This is a genomic window from Microcystis sp. M53598_WE2, from assembly GCF_030067735.1.
Lineage (GTDB): Bacteria > Cyanobacteriota > Cyanobacteriia > Cyanobacteriales > Microcystaceae > Microcystis > Microcystis aeruginosa.
On the sequence record NZ_JASJFE010000811.1, the window covers coordinates 1 to 2,823 of the forward strand.

The 2,823-nt window shown below is 43.3% G+C and carries 4 protein-coding genes; all 4 read right to left on the reverse strand.

The annotated features are described in order from the left end of the window. Positions 1-720, reverse strand: a 720-nt coding sequence (gene rfbB, locus PX636_RS16475) for a dTDP-glucose 4,6-dehydratase (RefSeq protein ID WP_288117871.1), incomplete at its 3' end; no start/stop codon positions are given. A gap of 46 nt (positions 721-766) precedes the next feature. Beyond that, positions 767-1,693 (reverse strand): CDF family zinc efflux transporter Cdf31, encoded by a 927-nt coding sequence (gene cdf31 / locus PX636_RS16480; RefSeq protein WP_288032891.1) that lies wholly within the window; start codon positions 1,691-1,693, stop codon positions 767-769. A gap of 256 nt (positions 1,694-1,949) precedes the next feature. After that, on the reverse strand, positions 1,950-2,636 hold the full coding sequence (gene purQ, locus PX636_RS16485) for a phosphoribosylformylglycinamidine synthase subunit PurQ (protein WP_044034790.1): 687 nt from the start codon (positions 2,634-2,636) through the stop codon (positions 1,950-1,952). 114 nt (positions 2,637-2,750) lie between these two features. Then, positions 2,751-2,823, reverse strand: a 73-nt coding sequence (locus PX636_RS22740) for a phosphoribosylformylglycinamidine synthase subunit PurS (protein ID WP_353853489.1), incomplete at its 5' end; no start/stop codon positions are given.

Genomic DNA, 2,823 nt, shown 5'->3' on the forward strand with positions numbered 1-2,823 from the left:
AGCTTGACAATGATCCCGCACATATAACCAATCTCGAACATTTTGACCATCACCATAAACAGGTAAAGGTTTACCCAAAAGAATATTAATACACATCAAAGGAATTAACTTTTCTGGGAAATGGTAGGAACCATAATTATTAGAGCAATTAGTAATAATTGTCGGCATTCCGTAGGTATGAAAATAAGCTCTCGCTAGATGATCACTCCCCGCTTTTGAGGCAGAATAGGGACTATTAGGAGCATAGGGAGTAGTTTCGGTAAAAGCCGGATCATCTACTCCTAAACTGCCATAAACCTCATCGGTGGAAACGTGCAGAAAACGATAGTTATCGGGTTGATGATTACTTAACCAATGTTGCCGAAAACTTTCTAATAGAGTAAAAGTTCCCACCACATTAGTTTGCACAAAAGCCCCAGGTCCAAGAATCGATCGATCCACATGGGATTCGGCGGCAAAATGGGCAACTGTATCGATATTTTCACCGGCAAATAATTCATCAACTAAAGCTCGATCGCAGATATCCCCTTGCAGAAAACGGAAATTCTTTCTATCTTTCAGTGTCGCTAAATTATTCAAATTGCCCGCGTAGGTAAGAGCATCAAGAACAATGACACGATCCTCAGGATAATTCTCGCACCAATGATGAACAAAATTCGAGCCGATAAATCCTGCTCCACCAGTAATTACTATGCTTCTAGCTTGATTCTCCGTCGTCATGGCCACCTCTAGCAAAAGTTTGCTACTTATTTTAGGCCTTTTTGCTTCACACTTCTTCATCAAAAGTGATCTGATCGGAACGATAATCCGGCGGTTCAACGTGAATTAAAATTCTCACAGGGCTAAATTGTTGGGTTAATCTTGCTTCTACCGCTTCCGTGATTGCGTGAGCAGTTTCCACATCTTGAGCGGAGACAACTAGGTGCATTTCTATAAATACCTGTCTTCCCACCACTCCCCGAGACGCGATCGCATGACAATTAAGCACCCCCGGCACCTCCATCACAATTTGATGAATCACTTCAGGAGCGATCGCCATTTCATCCACTAACAAAGGTAAATTCTCCATCAGGACTTTCCAACCACTGCTAAACACCAAAAAAGCGACGGGAAAGGACAAAATCACATCTAACCATTGTAATTGGGGAATATTAGCCGTATTGCCCACCCAAACCCCGACTAAACCCAATAAAACCGTAATTGTCACCCACACATCACTCATGGTATGACGAGCATCGGCAATCAAAATCGCACTACCGACACGCTGCCCCACCGATCTTTCATAATAGGTGACAAAAATATTCACCCCTAAAACGATAATTAATAGCCATAACTCAGGACCTGCAATCTCGACGGGTTTTCCTCCTTTGATAATACGCATGACCGCCCCTTGCAAGATTTCAAAACAGGCAATCCCCAAAAAGGCGGCGATCGCTAAAGCTCCGATCGCTTCGTATTTCAGATGTCCGTAGGGATGATCTCGATCTGGATAGGGAGAGGAAAACCGCATCGCTACTAATCCCAAGACATTATTGGCACTATCGGTGACACTATGGAGAGCATCCGCTTGCAGACTTAAAGCACCAATTCTCAAACCCACCCCCGCTTTGATCGCCATAACCAAAATGTTCAGCAGTAGGGTGATCCAGAGAACTTTTTGGACGGTAGCCCGATTATCTTTTAAAACAGCCACAGGATTATCAGTTATCAGTTATCAGTTATCAGTTATCAGTTATCAGTTATCAGGGAAATTTCAACTAAAACCCCAAAACCCCAAAACCCCAACTACTTGAGGGTTGAAAAAGGGCAAAAATAAGGATTAAATTGCCTCAAGTCTGTAAATAGACCATTTAATTGATTATTATTCATTTTTAATTCTCCTGACTCCTGACGACCGGCTACTGACTCCTGACCCTAACAACAATTTTTGATTTTTACAAGAGGTCTAGTCAACAACAATTGATCAACTCCTGAAATAACAGACTCCCATCGGTCAAATTGAGCATCCGATCGGCGGCGCGTTCGGGATGAGGCATCATTCCTAGCACATTTCCTGCTTTATTGGTAATTCCTGCAATATTATTTAACGAACCGTTAGGATTTCCCGACTCATTTGCCTCTCCTGTGGGAGTACAGTAACGAAAGAGAATTTGTCCGTTATCCTCCAGAGATTTTAACGTATCTTCTGCGGCATAATAACGCCCTTCCCCGTGGGCAATCGGCAAATTAAGCACCTGTTGCGGTTGATAACCTCGCGTCCAGACAGATTGATTATTTTCCACTTTTACCGGCACTCGATCGCAGATAAAATGTAAATCGCGATTACGAATTAACGCACCGGGTAGCAGCCCAATTTCCGTTAATACCTGAAAACCGTTACAGATGCCTAAAACTAATTTACCTTTTTCGGCTTCTTCTCGGACAGTTTTCATCGCCGGCGAAAACCGAGCGATCGCACCACAGCGCAAATAATCGCCGTAACTAAATCCCCCCGGCACCACGATCACATCCAAATCCCCTAGATCCGTCTCTTGATGCCAAACATAGCGGGTAGGTTGCTGAAAAATCCCCTCCGTCACCGTTGCCACATCTCGATCGCAATTCGATCCAGGGAAAACAATAATCCCAAACTTCAGAATTTTTAACTTGGTTAATTCATTGTGCAGAAAGCTCTCATCAGATGGGTGTTGGGGTATTGGGGTATTGGGTGAATTTCCCCATTTCCCTATCCCCTAATCTCTATCCCCTATCTACTGACAATGCAAATCAAAGCGATAATTTTCAATCACAGGATTAGCCAATAGTTGATCGCACATTTGATCC